General features: G+C 63.9%; 25 protein-coding genes. 15 read left to right on the forward strand and 10 right to left on the reverse strand.

Going from position 1 to position 25357, the window contains the following annotated elements; all coding sequences use genetic code 11:
- The first annotated feature begins 179 nt into the window (after positions 1-179).
- Complete coding sequence (locus ACY8GK_RS07150) at positions 180-2378, forward strand: ATP-binding protein (RefSeq protein WP_462402708.1); 2199 nt, start codon at positions 180-182, stop codon at positions 2376-2378.
- Here ACY8GK_RS07150 and ACY8GK_RS07155 read toward each other — a convergent pair.
- The 6 genes from ACY8GK_RS07155 to ACY8GK_RS07180 form a co-directional block, all read right to left on the reverse strand.
- On the reverse strand, positions 2369-4921 hold the full coding sequence (locus ACY8GK_RS07155) for a GAF domain-containing hybrid sensor histidine kinase/response regulator (protein WP_462402709.1): 2553 nt from the start codon (positions 4919-4921) through the stop codon (positions 2369-2371). The genes ACY8GK_RS07150 and ACY8GK_RS07155 overlap by 10 nt on opposite strands.
- Positions 4922-5035: 114 nt before the next feature.
- Positions 5036-5413 (reverse strand): response regulator, encoded by a 378-nt coding sequence (locus tag ACY8GK_RS07160; protein WP_196178885.1) that lies wholly within the window; start codon positions 5411-5413, stop codon positions 5036-5038.
- Positions 5414-5456: 43 nt separating this feature from the next.
- Positions 5457-6683: a hybrid sensor histidine kinase/response regulator gene (locus ACY8GK_RS07165; RefSeq protein WP_196178887.1), complete on the reverse strand. Its 1227-nt coding sequence runs from the start codon at positions 6681-6683 to the stop codon at positions 5457-5459.
- A complete protein-coding gene (locus ACY8GK_RS07170) occupies positions 6677-7252 on the reverse strand; it encodes a chemotaxis protein CheB (RefSeq protein ID WP_196178889.1) in 576 nt (191 codons plus the stop codon). The genes ACY8GK_RS07165 and ACY8GK_RS07170 overlap by 7 nt, the downstream gene beginning before the upstream one ends.
- On the reverse strand, positions 7249-8070 hold the full coding sequence (locus tag ACY8GK_RS07175) for a CheR family methyltransferase (RefSeq protein WP_196178890.1): 822 nt from the start codon (positions 8068-8070) through the stop codon (positions 7249-7251). The genes ACY8GK_RS07170 and ACY8GK_RS07175 overlap by 4 nt, the downstream gene beginning before the upstream one ends.
- On the reverse strand, positions 8067-11528 hold the full coding sequence (locus ACY8GK_RS07180; RefSeq protein WP_462402710.1) for a response regulator: 3462 nt from the start codon (positions 11526-11528) through the stop codon (positions 8067-8069). The genes ACY8GK_RS07175 and ACY8GK_RS07180 overlap by 4 nt, the downstream gene beginning before the upstream one ends.
- Positions 11529-11763: 235 nt before the next feature.
- On the opposite strand from ACY8GK_RS07180, the gene ACY8GK_RS07185 reads away from it, so the two are divergent.
- A complete protein-coding gene (locus ACY8GK_RS07185; protein ID WP_196178894.1) occupies positions 11764-12117 on the forward strand; it encodes a response regulator in 354 nt (117 codons plus the stop codon).
- Positions 12118-12165: 48 nt separating this feature from the next.
- On the opposite strand, the gene cobF is transcribed toward ACY8GK_RS07185, so the two are convergent.
- Entirely contained in the window at positions 12166-12915 is a 750-nt protein-coding gene (gene cobF / locus ACY8GK_RS07190) for a precorrin-6A synthase (deacetylating) (protein ID WP_462402711.1), read from the reverse strand.
- A gap of 203 nt (positions 12916-13118) precedes the next feature.
- Here cobF and ACY8GK_RS07195 point away from each other — a divergent pair, with 203 nt between their 5' ends.
- From ACY8GK_RS07195 to ACY8GK_RS07205, 3 genes are all read left to right on the forward strand, one after another.
- Positions 13119-13475, forward strand: coding sequence for a histone-like nucleoid-structuring protein, MvaT/MvaU family (locus tag ACY8GK_RS07195; protein WP_196178898.1), 357 nt, complete (start codon positions 13119-13121; stop codon positions 13473-13475).
- A 225-nt stretch (positions 13476-13700) separates the two neighbouring features.
- Positions 13701-14222: a lactoylglutathione lyase gene (gene gloA, locus ACY8GK_RS07200; protein ID WP_196178900.1), complete on the forward strand. Its 522-nt coding sequence runs from the start codon at positions 13701-13703 to the stop codon at positions 14220-14222.
- 105 nt (positions 14223-14327) lie between these two features.
- Positions 14328-14567, forward strand: a complete 240-nt coding sequence (locus tag ACY8GK_RS07205; RefSeq protein WP_196178902.1) for a hypothetical protein — start codon at positions 14328-14330, stop codon at positions 14565-14567.
- A gap of 40 nt (positions 14568-14607) precedes the next feature.
- Here the strand turns inward: ACY8GK_RS07205 and ACY8GK_RS07210 are convergent, their stop codons facing one another.
- Positions 14608-15432, reverse strand: coding sequence for a shikimate 5-dehydrogenase (locus ACY8GK_RS07210; protein ID WP_196178904.1), 825 nt, complete (start codon positions 15430-15432; stop codon positions 14608-14610).
- A gap of 160 nt (positions 15433-15592) precedes the next feature.
- Between ACY8GK_RS07210 and ACY8GK_RS07215 the strand changes: the two genes are divergently transcribed.
- The 10 genes from ACY8GK_RS07215 (at position 15593) to ACY8GK_RS07260 (ending at position 23637) form a co-directional block, all read left to right on the forward strand.
- Positions 15593-15940 (forward strand): hypothetical protein, encoded by a 348-nt coding sequence (locus ACY8GK_RS07215; protein ID WP_462402712.1) that lies wholly within the window; start codon positions 15593-15595, stop codon positions 15938-15940.
- Positions 15941-16229: 289 nt separating this feature from the next.
- A complete protein-coding gene (gene pbpG, locus ACY8GK_RS07220; RefSeq protein ID WP_462402713.1) occupies positions 16230-17168 on the forward strand; it encodes a D-alanyl-D-alanine endopeptidase in 939 nt (312 codons plus the stop codon).
- A 352-nt stretch (positions 17169-17520) separates the two neighbouring features.
- The gene (locus ACY8GK_RS07225) at positions 17521-18711 is read left to right on the forward strand and encodes a PepSY-associated TM helix domain-containing protein (protein ID WP_196178909.1); all 1191 of its coding nucleotides are present in this window, start codon (positions 17521-17523) and stop codon (positions 18709-18711) included.
- Positions 18708-19247 carry a thiamine pyrophosphate-binding protein gene (locus tag ACY8GK_RS07230; RefSeq protein WP_462402714.1) on the forward strand — a complete coding sequence of 180 codons (540 nt, stop codon included), beginning with the start codon at positions 18708-18710 and terminating at the stop codon, positions 19245-19247. The genes ACY8GK_RS07225 and ACY8GK_RS07230 overlap by 4 nt, the downstream gene beginning before the upstream one ends.
- Positions 19244-19564: a hypothetical protein gene (locus ACY8GK_RS07235; RefSeq protein WP_196178913.1), complete on the forward strand. Its 321-nt coding sequence runs from the start codon at positions 19244-19246 to the stop codon at positions 19562-19564. Before ACY8GK_RS07230 ends, ACY8GK_RS07235 begins: the two co-directional genes overlap by 4 nt.
- The gene (locus ACY8GK_RS07240; RefSeq protein ID WP_196178915.1) at positions 19561-20133 is read left to right on the forward strand and encodes a DUF6162 family protein; all 573 of its coding nucleotides are present in this window, start codon (positions 19561-19563) and stop codon (positions 20131-20133) included. Before ACY8GK_RS07235 ends, ACY8GK_RS07240 begins: the two co-directional genes overlap by 4 nt.
- A gap of 15 nt (positions 20134-20148) precedes the next feature.
- A complete protein-coding gene (locus ACY8GK_RS07245) occupies positions 20149-21066 on the forward strand; it encodes a metal ABC transporter substrate-binding protein (RefSeq protein ID WP_462402715.1) in 918 nt (305 codons plus the stop codon).
- Positions 21063-21809, forward strand: a complete 747-nt coding sequence (locus ACY8GK_RS07250) for a metal ABC transporter ATP-binding protein (RefSeq protein ID WP_462402716.1) — start codon at positions 21063-21065, stop codon at positions 21807-21809. The genes ACY8GK_RS07245 and ACY8GK_RS07250 overlap by 4 nt, the downstream gene beginning before the upstream one ends.
- Positions 21809-22708 (forward strand): metal ABC transporter permease, encoded by a 900-nt coding sequence (locus ACY8GK_RS07255; protein WP_196178921.1) that lies wholly within the window; start codon positions 21809-21811, stop codon positions 22706-22708. The genes ACY8GK_RS07250 and ACY8GK_RS07255 overlap by 1 nt, the downstream gene beginning before the upstream one ends.
- Positions 22709-22710: 2 nt before the next feature.
- The gene (locus tag ACY8GK_RS07260; protein ID WP_196179188.1) at positions 22711-23637 is read left to right on the forward strand and encodes a metal ABC transporter solute-binding protein, Zn/Mn family; all 927 of its coding nucleotides are present in this window, start codon (positions 22711-22713) and stop codon (positions 23635-23637) included.
- A 48-nt stretch (positions 23638-23685) separates the two neighbouring features.
- On the opposite strand, the gene ACY8GK_RS07265 is transcribed toward ACY8GK_RS07260, so the two are convergent.
- A complete protein-coding gene (locus ACY8GK_RS07265; RefSeq protein ID WP_329604768.1) occupies positions 23686-24762 on the reverse strand; it encodes a DUF1615 domain-containing protein in 1077 nt (358 codons plus the stop codon).
- Complete coding sequence (locus ACY8GK_RS07270; protein ID WP_196178925.1) at positions 24759-25310, reverse strand: hydrolase; 552 nt, start codon at positions 25308-25310, stop codon at positions 24759-24761. The genes ACY8GK_RS07265 and ACY8GK_RS07270 overlap by 4 nt, the downstream gene beginning before the upstream one ends.
- Positions 25311-25357 lie beyond the last annotated feature (47 nt).

Genomic DNA, 25357 nt, shown 5'->3' on the forward strand with positions numbered 1-25357 from the left:
AAGCTGCAGGCAAAGCGAGACCGATGTCGTTGGAAGCATCTTCGTACAAGCACCGGATCCAGCTTGAAGCTTGCGGCTCGAAGGTCCCGGCGACGCAATGTACTCGCCTTCGACGACCGGTAGGTGCACTCTATGACATTCCAGGTGGCCCGACCATGCAGGCAGGAAATTCGAAACAGATGGCAAGATGGTTAGAAGGCGGCGCCAACATGGCCGCGCAGATTCTTCGACACGATTGGTCCGCCACTTCCCTGGGTGCGCTTGAACACTGGCCTGACACGTTGAAGACCACCTTGGCCCTGTGCCTGAGCTCGCGCTTTCCCCAGGCCGTGCTGTGGGGACCGGAGCTGATTACCTTCCACAACGACGCCTTTGCCCGGATCCTCGGCGCCAAGCCCGCGGCGCTGGGTCGTCCGTTCAGCCAGGTGTGGGAGGAGGCCTGGACCGAGCTGCAGGAGATGACCGAGCGGGCGCTGGCCGGGCGAGCGATCTTCATCGAGGACTTCCCACTGACGATCGAGCGCGGCGGCTATCCCGAGCGCGCCTACTTCACGTTCTGCTACAGCCCTATCCGTGACCGCGACGGCAAAGTGGTGGGCCTGCTCGATACGGTCACCGAGACCACGGACACGGTCGTCGCCAATCGTCGCCTGAGCTTTCTCGACGATCTTGGCCGGGCCGTGGCCACGGCCACCGACCCGGCTCTGATCATGGCCATCACCACGCGCATGCTTGGCGAGCATCTGGGCCTGTCCAGCTGCGTGTACGGCATGATGGACGACGATGGCGACGGCGACGGCTTCACCATCCATGGCAACTGGGTCGCCCCCGGCTCGGCACCTCTGCTGGGCCATTACCACCTGACCCGCTTCGGCCGCCTGGCTACCGCCCGGCTGCATGCCGGCCAGCCCTTGGTCATCAATGACAATCTCGAGGAGCTCGAACAGACCGATGCCGCGGCGTATCAGAGCATCGGCGTCGCCGCGACGATCTGCGTGCCGCTGGTCAAGGACGGCAAGCTCTCGGCGCTGATGGCCGTCAACGACAAGGTGCCACGACGCTGGAACGCCTACGAGCAGGCCCTGATCGGCGAAGTCACCGAGCGCTGCTGGGCACATATCCAGCGAGTCCAGGCCGCCGCGCAGACGCGGGCCGCCATCGACGCCCTGGGCGCGCTCAACGCCAGGCTGGAAGAACACGTCAGCGAACGCACCGCCCAATTGCTGCATACCGAAGCGGCGTTACGCCAGGCCCAGAAGCTCGAGGCGATCGGCCAGCTGACCGGTGGCGTGGCACACGATTTCAACAACCTGCTGACCATCATGCGTTCGTCGCTGCATTTCATTCAGCGTCCCGGGCTCGACGAGACGCGCCGCGAGCGCTACCTCAAGACCATGGCCGACTCGATCGATCGCGGCGCCAAGCTCACCGGCCAACTGCTGGCCTTCGCCCGTCGGCAAGCCTTGAGCCCGGAAGTTCTGGAAGCCGGCTCGCGCCTGGAAACCATCGCCGACATGCTCGATACCGCCACCGGCGCCCGGGTCCGGATTTCCCTCGAGCTGCCGCAGCAGCCGTGCCACATCCTCGCCGATCTGGCCCAGCTCGAGACGGCCATCATCAACCTGGTGATCAACGGCCGCGATGCGATGACCAATGGCGGAATCCTGCGTCTGCGCCTGGAGTCCGACCGGGAGCTGCCCGGCGCGCGTACCCAGGTCAGCCACCAAGGCCCCTATGCGGCCATCTCGGTGATCGACACCGGGGTCGGCATCGCCCCGGAACTGCTCGATCGCATCTTCGACCCGTTCTTCACTACCAAGGCCACCGGCCAGGGCACTGGGCTTGGGCTTTCCCAAGTGTTCGGGTTCGCCAAACAGTCCGGCGGCGAGGTGCAAGTGGCGAGCCAGGTGGGGCATGGCACGATCTTCACCTTGTACCTGCCTCAGGTCGAGGCACCCGCGCGTCCGGCGCGCGAGCTTCGGCCAGAAGCGGCCTGCCAGCTGCCGAACCGGCCCAGACGCGTCCTGGTGGTCGAAGACAATCCGGACATCGGCAACTTCACCGTGCAGATGCTCGAAGAGCATGGCTACCAGATCAGTCTGGCCAGGTCGGCCGAACAAGCCATCGCGCAGCTGGAGCGAGAGCCAGCTGCCTTCGAGGCAGTGTTCAGCGACATCGTCATGCCCGGCATGAGCGGGCTGGACCTGGCGCGCCGGTTGCGCCGCAAGTTGCCGCAACTGCCGCTGATCCTGACTTCAGGGTACAGCGAGGCGATCGTCGAGGGCGGGCTCGAGGGCTGCACCTTCGTCTCCAAGCCCTATTCGGCGCAGCAGATCTGTCGCCTGCTCGACCAGCTCCTTGCCCCACCTCAGGAGTGATCGGCGGTTCCCCCAGCGCTGCCCGACGAGGCGCCTGCCTGAGCCCCTGGCAACAGACGCTGCAGGCTGTGTACCAGTTCGTCGCGGCGGAACGGCTTGCCCAGCACCTCGAAACCGAGCAGTTCATGTGGCGACAGGTTGGCATAGCCGCTGAGGATGAGCACTGGCAGCCGGGGCCGTGCCTGACGCAGCATGCGGGCCAACTGCGCCCCGGTCATGTTCGGCATGACATGGTCGGTGAGCAGGATGTCCATCTGCAACCCAGCGTCGACCAGCGCCTTGGCTTCCAGCGCGCTGGCCGCCTCGGTCACCTGATAGCCCAGATGACGCAACTGCAAGGCCGTGGCATGGCGCACGATCTGCTCGTCGTCAACCAGCAGGATCGAAGCCTGCATCGAGGCCAGGGGAGCTGGCCCGGCTCGCTCGCCTTCACCCGCGTCCCTGGTCTGGCTGACCGGCAGCCAGATGATCGCCTCGGTGCCCTGGCCAAGCGTCGAGTGGATGCTGAAGTCCCCTTGTGATTGCAAGGCCAGGCCTTGCACCATGGGCAGCCCCAGCCCGGTACCCTTGCCGACCTGCTTGGTGGAGTAGAACGGTTCGATGCAGCGCTTGAGCACTTCTTCGCTCATGCCACTGCCATCGTCGGAAACCATTAGCCAGACTCGCTCCGGCCGGCCGGGCAGCGATTGCTCGAGCCCTGCGCTGATGTTCAGGTTGCCGCCGCTGGCCATGGCATCGCGCGCATTCACCACCAGGTTGAGCAGGGCCAGTTCCAGCTGATGAGGGTCCACCACCACGGCCGGCAGGCTTTCGGGGATGTCCAGGGTGACATCGATGGTCGGGCCCAGCGAGCGCGAGATCAGTTCGCCCATTTCCTTGACCAGGGCCGCCAGTGAGATGGCCTGCGGCTTGAGTGTCTGCCGCCGGGCAAAGCTCAGCAGGCGGCCGACCAGGTTGCGGGCACGCTCGGCCGCCTGCAAGGCGCCGTCGGTCAGACGTAGGGTACGCTGGTCGTCGTGGCGCGTGCGGATCAGCTCGAGCGAGGCCACGATCGGGGTCAGCATGTTGTTGAAGTCGTGGGCGATGCCACCGGTGAGCTGGCCGATCATCTCCATCTTGCGTGCTTCATGCAGTTCGGCAAGGGTGCTCTCGCGCTCGGCCAGCGTGGCGCTGACCCGTTCCTCCAGGCTTTCGTTGAGCGCAACCAGTTCGGCCTGCGCCTCGACACCGGCAGTCACGTCGATGCACATGCACAGCATGCCTGCCAGCTGATCCTGTTCATGGAACAGCGGCGTGATCTGTAGCTGAATCCAGACCGCCCGGCCGTCAGGTCGTACATGGCGGCGGGTGATCTCGCTGACCTGGCCGCAGCAGGCCGGATCGGCGGCAGGCCCCAGGTCGTCGGGAATCTCGGGCAGACGCGCGCCCAGCAACGTCTCGCGCGTGCGCCCGACCATCTCGCAGTAGCAATCATTGACCTTGGTGACTTGCCAAGCGCTGTCGCACAGGACGATACCGGCACTGGCCTGCTCGAACATCGCCGACAATTGCGCGGAACTGGCCTTCAGCGCACGCTCGGCTCGTGCATGGATGAGAGCAGCCCAGACCTGCTTGCCGGCTTCCTCGAGCAACTGTCGCTCGCTATCGAGCACCCTGTGCTGCCCATGGAAGTGGACTATCAGCAGCCCCTCCAGCTGACTGGCCCGCATCAGCGGCACGTACAACACGCTGGTTGGCTTGTTGCCTGCGCCGCCAGGCTCTCGATCCTGACGCACGCTTTCTCCGGTACGTAATCGCTCGAGCAGCGATTCGGCGAACGTCTCGTCCGCTTGCCCGCACGCGCCCGAGCGCGACGGCAGCCAGTCATATTGTATCCGGAAGTTTCCAACGTCGTATTGCTCGAGCAGCGAGACCCGCGATGCGCCTAACTCCTCGCCCACTCGCTGGATGGCATACTCCCCAATCCGATCCGGGTCGCCGAGCAAGGGCATGACCTGGCCAAGGGCCAGGAGAAAGGCATGGCGCTGCTGGAATTGCACGCGCTCGGTCGTTTCGGTGACGATGCACAGCACCCCGGCAGTCTCGCCATCGGATCCTCGCACCGCCGAGTAGGACACGTCGAAATACGCCGTCTCGCCCAAGCCCCGACGCTCGATGTAGAACGGCCGATCGGTCGCCGAAAAGGTCATGCCGGTCTCGCGCACGCTGCGCAGCAAAGGCTCGAGGTCATCCCACAGCTCGTGCCAGTTTTCCTTGGCCGGACGGCCCAGCGCGCGCGGATGCTTGGTACCGATGGTAGGTACGTAGGCATCATTGTACAGCGCGACATAGTCGGCCCCCCAGAACAGGACGATCTGGGCGCTCGATGGCAGGATGGTTGCCAACAGCGTTTTCAGGCTGGGCGGCCAATGCAGGACATGCCCAAGCGGTGACGCCGCTTCGTCCTGATCACGAAGCAGCTGCGCCACCGTGCCGCCATTGCGCAAAAAGCCAAGCTGCGCCTGGCTGGCATTCTCCGTATGTTGGTTTGAAATCGTGGTCATCTTGTTCGAACCGGCTGTCGTCGTCGCAGGCACCAGGCTCCCGCCTGAGCATATGAGCGCGGGGCCTTGACGACGTTCAGTCCAATTGCCCGATCAGCATGGCGCCATGATCGTTCAGCGCAGCAGCGCCTTGATCTGGTCGTGCAGACTGTCAAGGTCGAACGGCTTGGCCAGGATCGGTGCCTTGCGGGCGATCGGGCTGCCGGACTCGAGGATCTCGGCAGGGTAGCCACTGATGAAGATCACCTTGAGATCCGGACGCAGCTTGACTGCGGGTTCGGCGATCTCGACCCCGGAAATGCCGCCTGGCAAGCGGAAATCGGTGACCATCAGGTCCAGGTGTGGCTTGCTCGCCAGGATGCCGAACGCCTGTTCGCCATCTTCGGCCACCAGGACGTGGTAGCCCTCGCCCGCGAGGTAGTCTCGCAGGATCATACGGATCGCCGGTTCATCCTCGACGACCAATACGACATCTTGTGCATCTTCACTCATTTCAACGCCTTGAATTTAGCAAGTTGGCCATACGACCCTGCGGTCACGCAGAGGTTGCCTGCTTGCGACCACTTTCATGCACAGCCTCGGGCATGGGCAGCAGTACGCTGAACTGCGCGCCGCGGCCCTCCTCGCTCTGTACGCGTATGTGTCCACCATGGGCCTGGACGATCTGCTCGGAAATGTACAGACCAAGCCCCAGGCCAGCCGTTCCCGCATTGCTGGTGACCCGCTCGAACTGTTGGAAGATCCGCTGCTGGTTGGCACTGCTGATACCGATGCCCTGGTCCTGGACCTCGACACAGGCCATGCCCGACGCTTCGAACACGCGGACCAGCACCGGCCGACGTTCGCCATAGCGCAACGCATTGGACAGCAGGTTGGCCAGCACCTGCTCGATGCGGAAGGCATCCCAGTGGCCGGTCAGGCACTCGCAGCGCTCGAGTTCGATGGAGGTTCCCAAGGCCGAGGCCTGGGCGGCGAAGTTCTCCACCAGTCCACGCACCAGCTGATCCAGCTCGCAGGTCTTGGGTCGGATGGACAACTTGCCGGTGCGGATGCGCGAAACATCGAGCATATCGTCGATCAGGCGGATCAGGCTGTTGATCTGCCGCTCGTCGCGCTCGTTCATCGCCTTGAGCTTGTCCAGGGTGAAGGCCTCGGCATCGCCACGGGCCAGGTGCATCTTGCGCAGCTGGGTTTCCAGCACCAGGCCGTTGAGCGGCGTGCGCAGTTCGTGGGAGACGATCGACATGAAGTCGTCACGCATGCTCACCGCATGTTCCAGTTCGGTGCGGGTGACCTGCAGCTGCTCGAGCAGCACCGCCTGCTCCTGGCGGCTGCGCTCCAGAGCCTCGAGCTGGCGCCCCAGCACCTGGCGCTGGCGATAGAGGTCCACGAACACCGAGACCTTGCTCTTGACCGCCTGGGTGTCCAGCGGCTTGTGCAGAAAATCCACCGCGCCGCTCTCGTAGCCCTTGAAGGCGTAGTTCATTTCCCGTCCGGCAGCGCTGACGAAGACGATCGGGATGTGCTTGGTCTTCTCCGTGCCACGCATCAGCTCAGCCAGCTCGAACCCATTCATGCCGGGCATCTGCACATCGAGGATGGCCAGGGCGAACTCATGCTCGAGCAGCAGCATCAGAGCCTCTTCGGCGGACAGCGCCTGATGGACCTCGCGGTCCTCCCCCTGGATCAAGGCTTCGAGCGCCAGGAGATTTTCCGGCAGGTCGTCGACGATCAGCAGTTTGGCGGTGATATTACTCAGCATGTGCTTGATTCCAGGGTCGCGAGCAATTGCCCGATACCGCTCAGGGTAAGAATATGATCTGGCCGATGCAGGGCCAGGGCGGCCTCCGGCATCAGGGCGACCTGTGCATCGCGAGGATCCTGGACCACGGTCCGGCCACCGCTTTGTTTGATGTAGGCAAGGCCGCGAGCGCCGTCCTCGTTGGCGCCGGTCAGCAGGATGCCCAGCAAGGCCGGGCCATAGGCATCGGCTGCCGATTCGAACAGGAAGTCGATGGCCGGGCGCGAGAAGTGTTCCGGCTCTTCCTGGCTCAGGGACAGGCTCAGGTCCTTTTCCACCGACAGGTGATAGCCCGGGCCGGCCACATAGATCCATCCCGGTTCGATGCTGGCCTTGTCGCAGGCCTCGCAGACCGGGCGCTGCAGCCGGCGCTGCAGCACATCCGCCAGCTGGCTCTGGCGGCCTTCCGGCAGGTGCAGCACGCACAGCACCGGGATCGAAAAACCGCGCGGCAAGGCACCGAGGACCTGGAACAGGGCCGTGACTCCGCCTGCCGAGGCACCGATGACGATCGCCCTCGTAGCGTTCATGACTTGCGGAAAATCCGTTCAGGCTTGACCAGTGGCACGAAGCGGTCGCCGTAGGACGAGAAATCCACCGATTCCTTGCTGCCCAGCACCAGAAAGCCACGGTGGCACAAGGATTCATGGAACAGGCCGAAGGCACGATCCTGCAGCTCCTTGTTGAAGTAGATCAGCACGTTGCGGCATGACACCAGCTGGGTTTCCGAGAAGACGCTGTCGGTCGCCAGGCTGTGGTCGGCGAAGGTCACGTTCTCGCGCAGGGTGCCATCCATGATGGCGTGGCCGTAGGCTGCGGTGTAGTACTCGGAGAAATCCCGGCGGCCACCGGCCAGCCGGTAGTTGTCGGCATAACGCTGCATGCTTTGCACCGAATAGATCCCCTGCTTGGCCTTTTCCAGCGAACTGGGGTTGATGTCCGTGGCATAGATGATGGTCCTATCCAGCAATCCTTCCTCGCGCAACAGGATCGCCATCGAATAGACCTCCTCACCCGTGCTGCAACCGGCTATCCAGATTTTTATCGATGGCCAGGTGCGCAGCAGCGGCACCACTTCGTTGCGCAAGGCCAGGAAGTGGCTGGGATCGCGAAACATCTCGCTGACCGGGATGGTCAGGTACTGCAGCAACTGCAGGAACATGCCCGGGTCGTGCAGCACACGCTCCTGCAATGCCGAAACCGTACGGCATTCGAACTGACGCAGCGCATGGTGAATCCGACGCTTGATCGAAGCGCCGGAATAGTCACGGAAATCATAGCTGTATTTGAGGTAGATGGCCTCGATCAGCAGCCGGATCTCGATATCGGTGTTACGTTCGTTGCTCAAATTCTCTCCAGTTGCGGCAGCCACACGCGAATCAGGGAAAACAGACGATCAAGGTCGATCGGCTTGGCCAGGTAGTCATTGGCGCCAGCCTGCAGGCAACGCTGCTGGTCGTCCTTCATGGCCTTGGCTGTGACCGCGATTATCGGCAATTTGCGCCACTGTGGCTGCTGGCGGATCAGCCGGGTCGCTTCATAACCGTCCATTTCCGGCATCATCACGTCCATCAGCACCAGGTCGATGTCATCATGCTGCTCCAGGCGTTCGATGGCTTCGCGACCGTTGCGGCCGATTTCCACTCGCGCGCCCTTCTGCTCCAGCGCACTGGTCAGGGCGAAGATGTTGCGCACATCGTCATCTACCAGCAGGATCCTGCGACCTTCGAAGACCTTGTCACGGCTGCGCGCGGTCTTGAGCATGCGCTGACGCTCGTGGGACAGCTGCGATTCGACCTTGTGCAAGAACAGGGTGACTTCGTCGAGCAGACGTTCGGGCGAGCGCGCGCCCTTGATGATGATCGAACGCGAATACTTGAGCAGCTCGGCCTCTTCGTCGCGGGTCAGGTTGCGTCCGGTATAGACGATCACCGGGGGGAAGGAGCGGATGTCCTCGGCCGTCATGCGCTTGAGCAGTTCGTTGCCCAGCATATCGGGCAGCTTCAGGTCGATGATCATGCAGTCATAGACGTGTTCACGCAGCAGCTCCAGCGCCTCGCTGGCGGTGCCGACGGCATTGATCTCGATATCCTCGTCGCCGATCAGGCGGGCAATGCTTTCGCGTTGCAACTCGTCGTCCTCGACCAGCAGGATGTGCTTGAGCTTCTGGGTCAGCTTGGCCTCGAGCCGGCCGAACACCTCCTTGAGCTGCTCGCGGCTGGCCGGCTTGACCGCATAGCCCACCGCGCCCATGTGCATGGCGGCCTCGACCCGATCCTCCACCGAAATGATATGCACCGGGATGTGCCGGGTGCTGGCCTGCTCCTTCAGCCGCTGCAGCACGGTCAGGCCCGAATGGTCGGGCAGGCGCATGTCCAGCAGGATGGCATCAGGCACATAGCTGGCGGCCAGTTCGTAGCCATCGTCGGCAGCCTGGGCGACCAGGCAGCTGTAGCCCAGCTCATGGGCCAGGTCGTACAGGATGCGGGCGAAACTCGGCTCGTCCTCGATGACCAGGATGCAGCGGTTGGCGAACGGTGCATGTTGACGGTCGTCGGCGAATGCCGGTTCCGCGCGCACCGGCGCGGCCGGTTGCGGTGCGGGTGCGACCACTGGCGGCGCCTGCCGTACCACGGCCCGCGGCTCGGCCGGTGCCTCCTGCATCTCGTAGCGCTCGGGCAGCGTCAGGCTGAAGATACTGCCCTGGCCCGGCGTGCTCTGGACGTGGATCTGCCCGCCGAGCAGGCGCGCCAGGTCACGGGAAATGGACAAGCCCAGGCCGGTGCCACCGTAACGACGGTTGCTGGTGCCATCGACCTGGTGGAAGGCACCGAAGATGGCCTGTTGCTGATCCGGCGCGATGCCGATGCCGCTGTCCTTGACCGCGAATACCAGCCCCGTGCCAGGCGTGTGGCTGATGGCCAGGCTGACCTGCCCCTGCTCGGTGAACTTGATGGCATTGGACAGCAGGTTCTTGAGGATCTGTTCCAGACGCTGGCGATCGGTGAAGATGGTGGCCGGCAGGTCCTGCGCCAAGCTCACCTCGAAATTCAGCCCCTTGTCCTTGGCCAGCGGCTCGAACATGGCTTGCAAGCCGCCGACCAGGCGCGCGAGCGGCGTGGTCTCCGGACGCATCTCGAGCTTGCCGGCCTCGACCTTGGCGATGTCGAGAATGTCGTTGATCAGATTGAGCAGGTCGTTGCCAGCCGAGTAGATCGACTCGGCGAACTTGACCTGCTCCGCGCTCAAGTTGCCCTGGACGTTCTCGGCCAGCAGCTTGGCCAGGATCAGCGAGCTGTTGAGCGGCGTGCGCAGCTCATGAGACATGTTGGCGAGGAACTCCGACTTGTACTTGCTCGAGCGCTGCAGCGCGTCGGCGCGGGCCTGCAGTTCGACCTGGGCATGATTGAGCTCGGCGTTCTTGCGATCGAGCGCATCGGTGCGCTCGGCCAGCTGCTCGTTGGTCTGCTCCAGCTCGGCCTGCTGGGTCTCGAGGAAGGCCTGGGACTCCTTGAGCACCCGTGACTGCTCTTCGAGCTCCTCGTTCGCGGTCTTGAGCTCTTCCTGCTGGACCTGCAGCTCTTCGTTTAGCTGCTGGGTCTCGGCCAAAACTTCCTGCAGACGCTGGCGATACCGGGCCGTCTCGATGGACAGGCCGAGGTTTTCCGCGACCCGCTCGAGCAGTTCGCCGTCGCGCTCGGTGAGCGGGCGCAGGAAGCCAAGCTCGAGCACTCCGTTGACCTGCCCGTCGTCGCGGGTGGGCATCAGCAGCGCCGCTCGGGGCAGGCCGGCGCCCAGGCCGGAGCTGAGCCGATAGTAGTCACCGGGCAGGTCATCCAGGCGCATCAGGCGCGCCTGGCCAACGGCTTGCGCAAGCAGCCCCTCATGGGCGCCTACCACCTGTTCGCGCGCCTGGGCCTCGGCGTCCAGGCCATAGCTGGCCACACGCACCAGCTGTCCCTGCTGGTTGCGCACATAGAAGGCACCCACCACGCTGCCCAGGTAGCTGGCGAAGAAGCGCAACGTATTGCCGCCCAGCATGGGCAGGGTCAGTTGCCCAAGGACCTGCTCGGCCAGCTGGGTCTGCCCGTTGCGCAGCCACGCCTGGTATTCGAGGCGCTCGGCCGAGCGCTGCTGGGCCTGTAGGTTATGCACATAGCTGTCCGACAACGCCAGCAGGTCACGGCGCCCGAGGTAGGCCAGCATGGCACTCAAGGCCACGATGAACACCACGAAGCCGGTGATGCCAGCCACCGTCACGGTGCTGACCTGGTCATGGCGCAGCGTGCGCAGCTGCTGCTCGGAAGCGATGAACGCATCGAACTGGCTGCGGATCTCGTCGGTCAGGCGCTTGCCACGGCCATTTCCGATGGCTGCCTGGTAGTTGCCCTGATTGCGCCGCAGGCTGATCAGCTCGCTACCGAATTCGTTCCAGGCCTGCTGCAGGGCGATCAGGCGATTGATCCGCTCGACCTGCTGCGGGTTGTCCCGGACCATCTCGCGCAGGTCTTCCAGCCCGCCGAAGATCCTGGGCTTGGCCACTTCATAGGGATCGAGGAAGCGTTCATCGCCGGTGATCAGGAAACCACGCATCCCGGTTTCCATGTCGATGGACAGCTTGACGGCCTCGGTGGCATTGCCGATGACCTGGTCGGTGTGCTCGACCCACTGCATGGCCGAAAGCAGGTAGTTGACCACCGCGACGAAGGCTACCGCGCCGAGCAGGCCCACACCAAGCGGCAGGCCTATGTTGCGGCTCAACAGTTTACGAAAGCTGCGCTGATCCATGGAGGCTGCTTGAATCATCTTGAACGCCTGAGCAAAAGGTCCATTGAAAAAGTCGGTGGTCGCGTCATGCCGGGTCGCGTCCCTCCAGGGGTCTCAACCAGCCACCTCGCCGTTCCTGGCCGTGCATGCAACCGAAATCAGAAAACCGCGCGCGCAAAACGTTCCATCGTCCTTCTCGCGACGCTATGCTGAGGGAACTTAAGCCCTCGATCGGGGCACAGAATACAGACATTTCCCACACAGGACCCAAACAATGCCCCTTCTGGTAGTCGAAGACGACGAGTTGATCCTCATGCTGGTGCTCGAAGTACTCGAAGAGCTGGGCTACACCGATGTCATCGGGGCAAGTGATGCCGCCCAAGCGCTGGCGGTCCTGAACGATCCTGAGCAGCCCCTTGCCCTGATGATGACCGACGTCGGCCTGCCCGACATGCTGGGCACCGAACTGGCCAACCTGGCGCGGCAGCAACGTCCGCAACTGCCGATCCTCTTTGCCACCGGCTACTCGGACAGCATCGCCATACCGGAAGGCATGCACTCGATTGGCAAGCCTTTTACCATCGATGCCCTCAAGCACAAGCTTGGACAGATTCTCGGCGCACCCTGAACGGCGACGTGCTCTTCGCTTCGATCCTGGCGCACCGGCAGCCCTCGCCTACTTGCCTCGCCTGAGCAGATAGGTATCCATTATCCAGCCTTTCTCGCGTCGGCCCCGTTCACGCAGTGCCATGATCCGGTCCCTTACCTGCAACAACGGGCCGCGAACGAGGAGTTCGTCGGCGCTACCCAGATAGGCGCCCCAGTAGATCCACAGCCCGGGGTCCTCCAGTTGGGCGAAGGCACAGTGCCCGTCGAGCAGGACCATCACGTTGTCGATCCGCTCCTGCGCGTGCAGTTGTCTGCCGGGCAGAATGGTCAACGGCTCGCCGACCCGATTGAGCGGAACCTGATGTCGCGCGGCCAGTGCCTGCATGCTGCTGATGCCGGGAACGACCGTCAGCTGGAAATCGATGCCCAGCGCCCTGACCTGCTCGAGAACCCGCAAGGCGCTGTCATAAAGCCCCGGCTCGCCCCAAAGCAGGAACGCGCCGGTATCGGCCGGGCCCAGTTCGTCCTGCAACAAGCGGCCATACAAGCGCGCACGCTGCCGGTGCCAGGCCTGCACCTGGCCGACATAGTCCGCGCCATGACGTATCCGCTGCGGATCCTGCACCTGCACCAGGCGATAATCGCCCAATGGCACGTAGCGCTCGACGATGGCCTTGCGCGCGTCGACCAGCTCGCGCCTGGCCGGGCCCTTGTCCAGCAGGAAGAATACCGAGGCCTGGGTCATTGCCTCGACAGCTTCGTAGGTGACCTGGCGCGGATCGCCAGGCCCGATTCCGATCAGCAGGATCCTGCGCATGGCGTGTCTCCGCAAACAGGAAAAGACAACGGTACAGACAAGCGCAAAAGTTCCCGTACACAAGCGCAAAGTTTGCAGTTTACCCGTTCTTTAAGGGCCACTACACTTGTAGCGAGTTCACTGTCGAGCATAGCGTTACTTGCTTCAAGCCGCGTATCTTGTTGCGGTTCTTATCCCACCGAATACTTGCAGGAGTGATGATAGTGTCCAGGCTCATGGAATTCCGCGCCGCCGAAAAAGCCCTTCAGGAACAGCTCGCCCAGTTGGAGGCCATGAAGAAGGACGCTGGCCTCAAGCGCGAGATCGAGTTCGAGCAGAAATTGCTCGAGTTGATGCAAAGTTACAAGAAGGGCCTGCCCGATATCGTCGACATCCTCGATCCCAAGCCGACAGCCAGGCAGGCGGCGCCTGCGCCCAAGGCGCGTCGGCCGCGCGTGGTCAAGGTCTACGAGAACCCGCATACCGGTGAACTGATCGAGACCAAGGGTGGCAATCATCGTGGCTTGAAGGCCTGGAAACAGGAATATGGCGCGCAGACCGTGGAAAGTTGGGTTCGCTGATGATTCATCGACACCCGCTTCACACTTTTTTCACAGCGGGCCTTACATCATTGAGCCAGCTAACGGACTAGCGACCCCATCACGCGCCCGCACATGCGGGCCTCTCTTCCAGCGCCCTGCACTCGTGCAGGGCGCTTTCATTTGCGCAATCGTTTCACTGGCGTATCATGGCTTGCCTGTCTCTTCGCTGGCGCCTGTCGGCCCAGCCCTGTCTCCGGAGTAAACATGAGCCTGCACGAACTCGAAACCCTGCCTGGCGTGACCGCCAAGCCGGACGCCGCCACCGCCAACTTCGTCTTCAACCACACCATGTTGCGGGTCAAGGACATCGGCAGGTCGCTGGACTTCTACACCCGCGTTCTGGGCTTCAGCCTGGTCGAAAAGCGCGATTTCGCCGAAGCGGCCTTCAGCCTCTATTTCCTGGCCCTGGTGGACAAGGCGCAGATTCCAGCCGACGACGCCCAGCGCACGCAATGGATGAAGTCGATCCCCGGCATCCTCGAACTGACCCATAACCATGGCACCGAGAACGACACGGACTTCGCCTACCATGATGGCAACAGCGATCCGCGCGGCTTCGGCCATATCTGTATCTCGGTGCCAGACGTGCATGCCGCCTGTGCGCGCTTCGAGGAGCTGGGCGTCACCTTCCAGAAGCGTCTGAGCGATGGCCGCATGAAACACCTGGCCTTCATCAAGGATCCGGACGGCTACTGGGTCGAGATCATCCAGCCTACCGAGCTCTGAGCGGCGCCCTCGCGAGGATGCGTTCGTCGGCTCGGGAACTCGGGGCCGCTGGTCGTGGTATATGGGAGAGAAGCTCTTCCAGACCACCCTCGCGAGGTAAGGACGATGCAGACCCTACAGTGTGTTCACCGCAACCACGTCATCACTGCCAGTGTGGAAACCCATCCTGGCCTGCCTACGCCATTCGCCGGCGGCTGCCTGATCACCGACCCTGAAGGGCACACCAGCCGGCGCCTGCCACTGCCGGTGAAGATGGCGTTCATGGCTGACCTGGAAAATGCCCAGCATGCTTCCCTGGCCCATGGGCGATGGCTGGTCGACCGACAGCTCGACCACAAGCATTGAGCCGTCAGGCAGGCGCTGGCGACCCGGCGCCTGCCTGGGCTCAGTCGCCACGCGCATGGGCCACTGCCGCTGCGACCTGCTCCTGGCTAGGGCGTACACCGGTATAGAGCACGAACTGTTCAAGCGCTTGCAAGGCAATGACGTCCAGGCCTGTGATTACCGGCTTGCCCAGTGCCTGTGCCTGCTTGATCAGCGGCGTATGGGCAGGCATGGCCACGACGTCGATCACCCGTTCCGCCGCGGCGATGGCCTCTTCGGCAAAGGCCAGCTGCTCACCATCTGGCCCGCCACTCATGCCGATCGGCGTCACGTTGACCAGCATCGGTGGGCACAGGTCGCCTAGCTCATGTTGCCAGCGATAACCGCACAGGTCCGCCAGGTGACGGCCTGCCTGTTCATTGCGCGCGATCACCATGCCCTGCTCGAAGCCGGCATCGCGCAAGGCACAGGCTACCGCCTTGGCCATGCCACCACTGCCACGCAAGGCGAAGGCGGTGGATGGATCGACCTGGTGAAGCTGCAGCAGCTGGCGAACCGCCAGGTAATCGGTGTTGTAGGCCTTGAGATGCCCGTCGGTGTTGACCAGGGTATTGACCGACTCGATGGCGGCGGCCGATGGATCGATCTCGTCGACCAGCGCCAGGCAGGCTTCCTTGTAGGGCATCGACACGCCACAGCCGCGTATGCCCAAGGCACGGATACCCGCTATCGCGGCGGGCAGGTCATCGGTGGTCAAGGCCTTGTAGTAGAAGTCCAAACCCAGTTGCTGATAGAGATGATTATGGAAGCGCACCCCGAACGTGCCGGGGCGCCCTGCCAACGATATGCACAGGACAGTGTCCCGGCTCGGTGGTACTGCCGCCATGGTCGACTCCTTTTGCAGAACGTGATGCCCATGCTGGCGCAAGGGCATGACCGCTGATCGGGCCTTACACAACCTTTACCAATGCCGTGTGCGCTGGCAAGGTTTTTTTCGGTCATATTGACAGCCCCGATTCGAGGGGAATCTTGCGAGGATACCTGTCATGAACCGTCTTCTTCCCGGAATCGTCCTGCTGGCCGGCGCCCTGGCCGTCAGCGGGCAGGCAACTGCCCATGGTGGCGGTGGCTGGCGCGGAGCCGGCCCGGTGATAGGCGCAGCCGTGATCGGCGCGGCAGTCGGCGCGGCGGTATACGGTGGAGGCGACCGCAGCGTTCATGTCGAGCGCCAGCCAGCCTACTATCCCCCGCCACCGATCTATGTGCAGGCGCCACCGCCACCGGTGTACTACCAGCCCTATGTGGTGGAACGCTACGTGCCGGTGCCGCCGCCTCCTCGGTACCGTCACTACGATGGGCCGCCTCGTGCCTATTATGGACCGCCGCGTTGGTGAGGCGGTCTGAACGATAACCCGGTACGCGATGGCCGGAAGGTCAGCGAGGCGCTGGCTTCGCTGAATACCGCCAAGGTCCCGGTCACTCGGCTCCAAGCCGGCCTGAAGAGTGACGGCTGGCTAGCCTCTCTCGCGCTTGCATTACCGACTCTCCATTAAGTTTCGTTCATGTGCCGTTCATGTCGCAGCAGGCGATCGACAGTGCATCGGCCATACTCCAGAATGCGAGCGCTCTTCCAGGGGAAACCCTTGCAGGCCAAAGACATACCCATTTCTTGTGAGCTTCGATGTGAAAACTTCCCTGTCCGTTCTCAGCCTGTGCCTGTTGCTCACCAGTACCGCCCTGCTGCCTTCGAGCGCATGTGCCCAACCACCTGTCCAGGCTCAGGCTCAGGCGCAGCGTGACCCTGCGAAGCTGCACCTGGCTTCCGGCAGCGCCTTGCTGATCGACCTGAACACGCGCAAGGAACTCTATGCCAGCCATGCCGACCGGGTCGCGCCTATCGCATCGGTGACCAAGCTGATGACCGCGATGGTCGTGCTCGACGCCAAGCTGCCGATGGACGAGATGCTGACCATGACCATCGCCAACAACCCGGAAATGAAAGGTGTCTACTCGCGGGTTCGCCTCGGCAGCCAGCTCGACCGCCGCGAGACCTTGCTGATCACCTTGATGTCATCGGAAAACCGTGCAGCCAATAGCCTGGCCAATCATTACCCAGGCGGCTACCCGGCGTTCATCAAGGCCATGAACGCCAAGGCGCGCAGCCTGGGCATGAGCAACACGCGCTATGTCGAGCCTACTGGCCTGTCGACCCAGAACGTTTCCACCGCGCGTGACCTGGCCAAGCTGTTGCTGGCGGCTCGCAACTATCCTCTGCTGAGCACGCTCTCCACTACCCGCGAGAAGACCGTGGCCTTTCGCAAGCCCAATTACACGCTGGGCTTTCGCAACACGGACCATCTGGTCAACAAGAGCAACTGGGACATCAAGCTGACCAAGACCGGCTTCACCAACGAGGCGGGCCACTGCCTGGTACTGTTGACGCGGATGGACAACCGTCCGGTGGCGATGGTCATTCTCGATGCCTTCGGCAAATACACCCATTTCGCCGATGCCAGCCGCATGCGCCAATGGCTCGAGACCGGCAGTGCCAAGCCGGCGCCAGCGGTGGCCCTGCAGTACAAGGCGCAACGCCATGGGCGCGGTGGCCTGGCGGCCGAGTGAGCACTTGCGTCCTGGCCGGCCCGCACCGGCCCAGGCGTCAGCCGCGCGCCCCTGACGCGGCAGCCAAGGCCAATCCTTCTACCGGGTTACAGCGCAACGAACCGGCAGCCTGACCAAGCGCGACTCGAGGACGCCTCAGCGAATCCTGCATACGCTCGTCCGAACCTGATGCGAAGCCGAGGACCGGCACTTGCCGGAAACATTTGCTTGCATTTAACTTGCAAGGAATTTCGATTCTCGTTCGTCTTTAGGTTTAAATCCCCCGAGAATCCATGCCCCTGGTTCCAACCCAGCCTCGTTCGCACGTGCGCTGGGCTGGTTCGTTACTCAGCCAAGCCAAGTTGCTGACACCATGTCGAAAAAATCCCGCTCGAAACTCTGGTTCCTGGTCCACAGCTGGCTCGCCCTGCCGATCTGGTTCTTCGTGCTGATCGTGTGCTTCACCGGGATGCTGGCGGTGGTCAGCCAGGAGATCGTCTGGCTGGCCAACCCCGACGTGCGCGCCACCAAGCCCAGCGACGATGCCGAACGCCTGAGCTACCAGCAGATACTCGATGCCCTGCACGAGGCCGAGCCGGACATGACGGTGCGCTTGCTCAACCAGCCGGATGGCTCGCATTTCGCCCTCAATGCGGCGGTCACCCTCGCCGACGGCACTTCACCGACGCTCTACGTCAATCCTTATACAGGCGCGATCCAGGGCAAGAGTCCGGACTTCAGCTTCGAACAGTTCACCCGGGCCCTGCATGGCTGGTGGCTGGTGCCTTTCACTCATGGCTACAGCTGGGGCTGGTACCTGGTTTCCCTGCTCGGCCTGCCGATGCTCGCCTCGCTGGTCACCGGCCTGGTGGTATACAAGAAGTTCTGGCGCGGCTTCTTCAAACCGGTACGCACCGGGCATGGCTCACGGATCTTCTGGGGTGACCTGCACCGCCTGGCGGGGGTCTGGTCGATCTGGTTCATCGCGGTGATTTCCATCACCGGCCTCTGGTTCCTGATCCAGGCAATCCTGGCCGACAACCACATCACCATTTCCAGCCAGCCGGTCGTACCGGTGATCTCCCGCGAGGAAGTCCCGCAAAGCCCGGACGGCACGCCGGCCCAGCGCATCGACCTGGACGAGGCCGCGCGCATCGCCAGCGAGCAGATCCCGGGGCTGGACATCAGCTTCATCACCCTCCCGGCCACGGCCTACAGCCACATCAGCATGGCTGGCCGCGGCTGGTATCCCCTGATGTTCCAGAGCGCCGAGGTCAACCCGTATACCCGCAAGGTCGACAGCCAGTTCCTGCTAGGCGATCGCTCGGCGCTGGAGTTCGTCACCGAGTCGATGCGTCCGCTGCACACTGGCGATTTCGGTGGCCTGCCAATCAAGCTGATCTGGTTCTTCTTCGGCCTGGTATTGACCTTGATGGTGCTCAGCGGCCTGTTGATCTGGACCAAGCGCACCGCCCAGGCCACGGCCGCCGCGCTCAAGCGCAGCGAGAAGTCGCCCCGCCAGCCCAGGGTCAGCCCCGAAATCGTCGTGGAGGCCCAGCCATGAGCCATGTCCAGGCACTTTCGCCCAGCCCGCTGAAGCAGTTCTGGCTGAAGTGGCGCTTCCACCTCAACATCCTGCTCATCCTCATCCCGCTGGGCTTCATGCCCAAGTACTTCGCCGATGCGCGCATGTTCCGTGGCGAAGCCGGCCTCGGCCAGCACGTCATCCACGACATTCCGGTCGGGCCGTACCACATAGACCTGGCCGAGATGCTCGACGAAGCACCGCGCGCGGATGGTCCGGCCGGCCATTTCAAACTGTTCAACGCCGCGCTGTGCAAGACCTGCACCGAAGGCGCCAAGGCGGTCTACCTGCGTATCGGCAAGCCGCGCAGCCTGCGCGCTGCCGGCACGATCTTCTTCGGCTCGCCGTATCGCATGGTGACGTCCCTGCCGGTACCGCCGCGGACTCGGCCTGACGCCCAGATCTGGATCACCATCGAAGGCTGGAACGGCAGCGTGCACCAGGCATCCGTGCCGCTGGCCAAGGCTTCGCCGGCGACGGTCGCCTGGCTGGAAAAACAAGGAGGCAAGAAATGAAACAGCTGCTACGTATCGTCCTGCTCGGCGTACTGGCGAGCACCGCCGGACCTGTGCTTGCACACAATCCCATGTGCGAATGCGAGCCGGTGGCCGGCGACCAGATCAAGTGCACCGGAGGCTTTTCCGATGGCAGCGGCGCGCCGGGCGTCACCCTCGATGTCATCAGCTATGACGAGCAGGTGCTGGTGGGCGGCAAGCTCGGCGATGACTCCAGCCTGACGTTCAAGCGCCCGGATGGCGACTTCTATGTGCTGTTCGACGCCGGCCCTGGCCATGTGGTGGAAGTGGACCATGCCGACATCGGTGAGCCATGAGCCAGACCCAGCTGGTTCGCCCGGCCGGAGCCGGTCATGAATCGCTCTACGTGCTGCTCGCGGCCCTGTTGATCATCGCCTTGGCAGGCGCGGTGGTGCTGCTGCGTGGCGAGCGCCAGGACGAGGTGCGCTTCGAGGCGCACCAGATCGATGCCCGCCGTGACCTCAACGCGGCCGAACAAGGCATATTCACCGACCTGGTGGTCGCCTTCGACGAGATCCGAATGCTGCGCGAAGAATCTGGCGTGATGCCCGACGTACGCCTGCTGGCCGAAGAAGGGCTGCCGCCTTTCGTCAGGGATGCCAGCAGCGCCAGCCGTGGCGCCCATCATTGGCAATTGCTCGACGCCGCCGCCTATCTCGGACGCAGCGAAGACGCCGAGACGGTCGGCAACTTCCTGCTGATCGTCCCCGCACCTGGCGACGCCCCGGCGCAGGTCTGGCTGCAACGCGACGCCATTGGCCATCTGCCAGACACGCTGGAACGGCAGGCGCTGGTCGCCGCGGGCTGGCGCCAGGTCACCACGCACTACGACGCCGGCGTCACGCGCCAGCAGCACCGTCACTGACCCAAGGATTCCCTCATGCTCCGTTCCGTCCTCGCTCGCCGCTTGCTCGGCCTGCTCCTGGCCTGCGCCCTGCCCGTCATGGCCATGGCCGACAGCGGCAAGCCGCTGCGCATCGGCATCACCTTGCACCCTTACTACAGCTACGTGAGCAATATCGTCGGCGACCGGGCCGAGGTGGTGCCGCTGATTCCCGCCGGCTTCAACCCGCACGCCTACGAGCCCCGCGCCGAGGACATCAAGCGCATCGGCACCCTTGACGTGGTGGTGCTCAACGGCGTGGGCCACGACGACTTCGCCGATCGCATGATCGCTGCCAGCGAGAAGCCGGATATCAGGACCATCGAGGCCAACGGCAACGTGCCGCTGCTGGCCGCGACCGGCATCGCGGCACGCGGAGCCGGCAAGGTCGTCAACCCCCACACGTTCCTGTCGATCAGCGCGACCATTGCCCAGGTCAACACCATTGCGCAGGAACTGGGCAAGCTCGACCCCGACAACGCCAGGTACTATCTGCACAACGCACGCGCCTACGCCAAGCGTCTCAGGGCACTGCGGGCCGAGGCCCTGGCCAAGGTCACCCAGGCACCGGGGGCCGATTTCCGCGTGGCCACCATCCATGCGGCCTACGATTACCTGCTACGTGATTTCGGCCTGGAAGTCACGGCCGTGGTGGAGCCGGCGCACGGCATCGAGCCCAGCCCGGCACAGCTGAAAAAGACCATCGACCAGCTCAAGGCGCTGGACGTGAAGGTGATCTTCTCCGAAATGGACTTCCCGTCCGCCTATGTCGATACCATCGAGCGCGAATCTGGCGTTCGCCTCTATCCACTGACGCATATTTCCTACGGCCAGTACACCCAGGACAAATACGAAGTGGAAATGAAGCGCAACCTCGATACCGTGGTGCGGGCCATCCAGGAGAATCGCGCATGAGCGCGATCTGCGCGCCGCGTGTCCCGTGTGGTCCACGCATCGAGTTCGAGGGGATCGACCTGACCCTCGGGCGCACGCGCATCCTGGAACAGGTCCGCTTCGCCATCGAGGCCGGCAGCGTGCATGCCATCGTCGGGCCCAATGGTGGCGGCAAGAGCTCGCTGATCAAGACCCTGCTCGGGCAGATGCCCCACCAAGGCCGGCTGACCTTGCACTGGCCGGCAGGCAGCCGAGTGATTGGCTACGTGCCCCAGGCGCTCGAGTTCGACCGTGGCTTGCCGATGACGGTCGACGACTTCATGGCTGCGATGTGCCAGCGGCGACCGGCCTTCCTTGGGCTTTCGCGGCGCGTCGCCGTGGATATCGACGCAGCCCTGGCGCGTGTCGGCATGCTCGACAAGCGCAAGCGTCGCATGGGCGCGCTGTCCGGCGGCGAGCGTCAGCGGGTGCTGCTGGCCCAGGGCCTGGTCCCGCCCCCCCAGCTGCTGGTGCTGGACGAACCGATGTCGGCGCTCGACGAGGCCGGTATCGGCGTATTCGAGCAGTTGCTGCAAGCCTGGCGCGACGCCGGCACCACGGTAGTGTGGATCGAGCACGATCTCGAGGCGGTACTGCGTCTGGCCGACCGGGTCACCGGGCTCAGCCGCCAGGTGCTGTTCGACGCGCCGCCGGCCCAGGCCCTGACGCCTGAACGGCTGCTCGGGCTGTTTTCCGTTCACCCACGCAGCGAGGCCGTCGCCTGATGAGTTACGAAGCCTTTCGCCAGACCGTTCAGGAATGGGCCAGCACCGGTTTGCTGCCCGAAGCCCTGGCCTATGGATTCGTGGTCAATGCCTTGCTGGCAGGCCTGATGATCGGCCCGGTGCTTGGCGGGCTCGGCACCCTGGTGGTGGTCAAGCGCTTTGCCTTCTTCTCCGAGGCGGTAGGCCATGCGGCGCTGACCGGCGTGGCCATCGGCATCCTGCTCGGCGAGCCGTATACAGGCCCGTATGGCAGCCTGTTCGGCTACTGCCTGCTGTTCGGCATCCTGCTCAATTACCTGCGCAACCGCACGGGGCTTTCGCCGGATACGTTGATCGGCGTGTTCCTCTCGGTCTCGCTCGCCCTCGGCGCCAGCCTGCTGCTGATGCTGGCCGGCAAGATCAACGTGCACATCCTGGAAAACGTGCTCTTCGGCTCGGTACTGACGGTCAGCGCCCAGGACCTGCTGGTGCTCGGCATCGTCGCGCTGATCGTGCTTGGCCTGGCCCTACCCTTGTACAACCGCATCATGCTGGCCAGCTTCAATCCGCAGCTGGCGGCAGTGCGCGGCGTGGCGGTGAAACGCCTGGACTACCTGTTCGTGGTCCTGGTCACGCTGGTGACCGTGGCGGCGGTCAAGGTCATCGGTGCCATCCTGGTCGGCGCGCTGCTGGTGATTCCGGCCGCCGCCGCACGCCTGCTCAGCCAGTCGCTCAAGGGCTTTTTCTGGGCCTCGGTACTGATCGCGACGTTGAGCACACTGCTCGGCATATTGCTACCGATCACCTTCGACCTGCCGATCCCCTCCGGCGCGGCGATCATCCTGGTGGCCGGGCTGTGCTTCGCTTGCGCTGCCCTGGCGCGCGCCCTCGTCCCACGCCTGCAAGGAAACCCGGCATGAACCTGAACTTCAAGCACCTCTGCCTGACCCTCGCTCTGGCCGTTTCGCCCTTGCCCGGCCTGGCTGCGTCCACTGTCGGCCAAGCCAACCCAACCGCCAGCGTGACGGTGCTCGCCAGCCTGCCGGTGACCCAGAGCCTGGCCACTGCCCTGCTGCAAGGCACCGCGGTTCGCGTGCAGCGCGCCGCACCGGCCAACCTGCCGGCCAGCCGCCAACCTTCCTACTTCGAAGGCCGTGGTGGCCCCAGCCTGCAAAAGGCCGCCGGCCAGGCTGACGCGGTGGTCGGCTTGCGCTCGATCTGGCGTGACGACCCGCTCTATCCCATGGCCAGGCGCAGCAATATCCGTATCGTCGAGATCGATGCCGCACGACCGGTCGACGGCGCCTTGCCAGGCATCGCGGTACATGGTGATGACGCCTTCGCCGGTTATCCCTGGCTGCACCCGACCAACTTCGGGCGCATGGCGGATGTGGTGGCCAATGATCTGGAGCGGCTGTCTCCAGCCGACAAGGAGAAGATTCAGGCCAACCTGGCCGAGCTCAAGCGGCAACTGCTCGAGCTGACTTCCAGCAGCCAGACGCGCCTGGCCGACGTCGATAACCTCAGCGTGCTCAGCCTGTCCGAGCGGTTGGGCTACCTGGCCGCGGGCCTCAACCTGGATGTCGTCGAACAGCCGTTGCCGGCTGATGACAAATGGGACGCGGCGTCGCTCTCGGGGCTGAGCGAAACCCTTCGTTCGCAGGATGTGGCGCTGGTGCTGCACCATCGCCAACCCGAGCCGGCAGTGGCCGAGGCGATCAAGGCAGGCGGGGCCAGGCTGCTGGTGCTGGACAGTGATGCGCAGGACACCCTGACGGGGCTCAAGACCTGCGTTGAGCAGGTGCTCCAGGCGCTTTCCCAAGATCCGTCCGCAGGCGCTGCCGCCTAGCCTTGCACGCCCAAGGCAGCGCAGCGCTGCGCGCCTTTCGCGCGAGCTCTAGCGCTTCATGCAACGACGATAGCGCTCATCCACCCGTTCGGCGAACCAGGCCGTGGTCAACTGGCGGGTGATCTTCGGGCTCTTGAGCTCGATGCCGGGCAGGATGGCACGCGGCAGCGGCCTCCCCGCCTTGGCATCGGCCAGTGCGAATACCCCTTGATACAACGCTGTATCCTCAAAGGCCAAGGCAGTGCCTTGGTCCAACTGGCTGCGAATCTGGGGATTGCGCAGCCCGAGCTTCGCTCCTAGTTTGCGAGCCGCCTTTTCCGTACTGCCTGGCATGATCGCGCCGGGCACGACGAGGTCGCCATCGAGTGCCAGGTCGATACCGGTCAAGCGACTCAAGGCAGCCTGGAAAGCGGCGTTACGGCTGGCGTACCAGCCTGCGTTGAAATCGGCGAACCGATAGAGCTGACGTTGATAACGCGCTGGGTAGCCCAGCAAATGGGCGATGCCGAAATACATTCCTCCGCGGCGAGTGAAGACTTCCTGGCGCAGGGTCCCAGCGTACGCATACGGGTAATCGCGAGCGTGGCGCTCGGCGAAATCGATGCTCACCTGCATGGGCCCACCGGTACGTACCGGATTCAGCCCGCCAAGCAGCGTCCTGCCCAACGGTAGCCCGGCGATGACTTCGTCGAACAGCGCACTGAGCTGCTTTTCGCTGCGCACCGCCTGCAGTCGTTGCTGGTAGGTCTTGCCGTTCGCCGATCGGCTACGCAGGGCGGCATCGACCAGAGCGGCGGGGATGTGCAAGCGCCGAGCACGCCGGTCGATTTCCTCGCGCGCGATACGGCCAAGCCCGGGGACCTGAGGGTCGGCGCTGAAGGTCGATTCCTGTTCGGTCACGGCCAGCACTGCGCACAGGTTGCTCTGGCTCGGCTCGAGGCGCTGGGCAGTGAACGCCGCCTGGATGTCTTCGGCCCAACCGGCCCGGTCGCCCACACTGGCAGGCAGCAGGCGCGACACTTGGCTGCGCACCCTCGATGGATCGACCTCGGGCGCCCTGGGCTGTACAGCACATCCCTGCAACAGAGCCAGCAGCACCAGCCCTGTCCATGCCAGGCGCCTCAGGGCTGGTCACCGACCAGGTAGGTCTTGCTGATGTGGCGAAACCGAGGATGGTCGGCGCTACCCAGCAGTTCGAACAGCACCATCTCGCGCGTGACGATCTGCGCGCCGGCATGACGCATGCGTGCCAGGCCCAACTGCTTGCTGGCAGCGACACGGCTGTCGCAGGCGTCCTCGACCACGAAGACCTCCTTGCCCAGCTGCAACAGCTCCAGCACGGTCTGCAGGACGCAAACGTGGGTTTCCGTGCCACAGACGATCACCTGACGGCGAGCCAGCAGCGCTTCAGGCAGACACTGGCCTGCGACGCAGGAAAAATGCCTTTTCTGTACCACCGTCGCGTTCGGGGCGGCCGCGGTGAGCGCCGCCACGGTCGGCCCAAGGCCTTGGGGATACTGCTCGGAGATCACCGTGGGCAGTTGCAGATCGGCACAGGCAGCGAGCAACCAGCGCGCCCGAGCCAGGGTAGCGGCCGGTTCGCTCATCGCCCCGATGAGCTTTTCCTGAATGTCGACGACCAGCAGCGTGGCCTGGCGTGGATCGATCAGCATGGTGCTTCCCTTGCCTGGAAAACCCTAAGCTCTCCCAGGTGGGCAAG

It is taken from the genome of Pseudomonas sp. Marseille-QA0332 (genome assembly GCF_054950175.1).

Excerpts from the sequence above, each read along its gene's own strand:
- ACY8GK_RS07150 (WP_462402708.1), top strand. The coding sequence starts at position 180 with ATGGCAAGATGGTTAGAAGGCGGCGCCAACATGGCCGCGCAGATTCTT.
- ACY8GK_RS07155 (WP_462402709.1), bottom strand. The coding sequence starts at position 4,921 with ATGACCACGATTTCAAACCAACATACGGAGAATGCCAGCCAGGCGCAG.
- ACY8GK_RS07160 (WP_196178885.1), bottom strand. The coding sequence starts at position 5,413 with ATGAGTGAAGATGCACAAGATGTCGTATTGGTCGTCGAGGATGAACCG.
- ACY8GK_RS07165 (WP_196178887.1), bottom strand. The coding sequence starts at position 6,683 with ATGCTGAGTAATATCACCGCCAAACTGCTGATCGTCGACGACCTGCCG.
- ACY8GK_RS07170 (WP_196178889.1), bottom strand. The coding sequence starts at position 7,252 with ATGAACGCTACGAGGGCGATCGTCATCGGTGCCTCGGCAGGCGGAGTC.
- ACY8GK_RS07180 (WP_462402710.1), bottom strand. The coding sequence starts at position 11,528 with ATGATTCAAGCAGCCTCCATGGATCAGCGCAGCTTTCGTAAACTGTTG.
- ACY8GK_RS07185 (WP_196178894.1), top strand. The coding sequence starts at position 11,764 with ATGCCCCTTCTGGTAGTCGAAGACGACGAGTTGATCCTCATGCTGGTG.
- cobF (WP_462402711.1), bottom strand. The coding sequence starts at position 12,915 with ATGCGCAGGATCCTGCTGATCGGAATCGGGCCTGGCGATCCGCGCCAG.
- gloA (WP_196178900.1), top strand. The coding sequence starts at position 13,701 with ATGAGCCTGCACGAACTCGAAACCCTGCCTGGCGTGACCGCCAAGCCG.
- ACY8GK_RS07205 (WP_196178902.1), top strand. The coding sequence starts at position 14,328 with ATGCAGACCCTACAGTGTGTTCACCGCAACCACGTCATCACTGCCAGT.
- ACY8GK_RS07210 (WP_196178904.1), bottom strand. The coding sequence starts at position 15,432 with ATGGCGGCAGTACCACCGAGCCGGGACACTGTCCTGTGCATATCGTTG.
- ACY8GK_RS07215 (WP_462402712.1), top strand. The coding sequence starts at position 15,593 with ATGAACCGTCTTCTTCCCGGAATCGTCCTGCTGGCCGGCGCCCTGGCC.
- ACY8GK_RS07225 (WP_196178909.1), top strand. The coding sequence starts at position 17,521 with ATGTCGAAAAAATCCCGCTCGAAACTCTGGTTCCTGGTCCACAGCTGG.
- ACY8GK_RS07230 (WP_462402714.1), top strand. The coding sequence starts at position 18,708 with ATGAGCCATGTCCAGGCACTTTCGCCCAGCCCGCTGAAGCAGTTCTGG.
- ACY8GK_RS07235 (WP_196178913.1), top strand. The coding sequence starts at position 19,244 with ATGAAACAGCTGCTACGTATCGTCCTGCTCGGCGTACTGGCGAGCACC.
- ACY8GK_RS07240 (WP_196178915.1), top strand. The coding sequence starts at position 19,561 with ATGAGCCAGACCCAGCTGGTTCGCCCGGCCGGAGCCGGTCATGAATCG.
- ACY8GK_RS07245 (WP_462402715.1), top strand. The coding sequence starts at position 20,149 with ATGCTCCGTTCCGTCCTCGCTCGCCGCTTGCTCGGCCTGCTCCTGGCC.
- ACY8GK_RS07250 (WP_462402716.1), top strand. The coding sequence starts at position 21,063 with ATGAGCGCGATCTGCGCGCCGCGTGTCCCGTGTGGTCCACGCATCGAG.
- ACY8GK_RS07255 (WP_196178921.1), top strand. The coding sequence starts at position 21,809 with ATGAGTTACGAAGCCTTTCGCCAGACCGTTCAGGAATGGGCCAGCACC.
- ACY8GK_RS07270 (WP_196178925.1), bottom strand. The coding sequence starts at position 25,310 with ATGCTGATCGATCCACGCCAGGCCACGCTGCTGGTCGTCGACATTCAG.